Here is a 402-nt window from a genome sequence, read left to right as displayed (position 1 = left end):
ACCGTGCTGGAGAACGTCCGCGTCGCCCTCCAGCGCCCGCTCGGCACCAGCTTCCATTTCTGGAAGTCGGAAGCCAGCCTGCACGACCTGCACCACCGGGCGCATGAGCTGATCGAGTCCGTCAACCTGACGCCCTGGACCAACCACACCGCCGCCGACCTGCCTTACGGCCGCAAGCGCGCGCTGGAGATCGCCACCACGCTCGCGCTCGACCCGGAGGTGATGCTGCTCGACGAGCCGCTGGCCGGCATGGGCCACGAGGACATCGAGGGCACGGCGGCGCTGATCAAGCGCGTCGCCGCCGACCGCACCGTGCTGATGGTCGAGCACAACCTCTCGGTCGTCGCGCATCTGTCGGACACCATCACCGTGCTGCGGCGCGGCGAGATCCTGGCCGAGGGT

General features: G+C 69.4%; 1 protein-coding gene. It reads left to right on the top strand.

Features of this window, described 5'->3' with window-relative positions; translation table 11 throughout:
* On the top strand, nt 1–402 hold a 402-nt coding region (locus EJ913_RS31340; RefSeq protein WP_127005233.1), incomplete at both ends, for an ATP-binding cassette domain-containing protein.

The organism is Azospirillum doebereinerae, from assembly GCF_003989665.1.
GTDB lineage: Bacteria > Pseudomonadota > Alphaproteobacteria > Azospirillales > Azospirillaceae > Azospirillum > Azospirillum doebereinerae.
The sequence above is the reverse complement of the archived record's forward strand: the minus strand, read 5'-3'. Positions and strand labels throughout refer to the sequence as shown.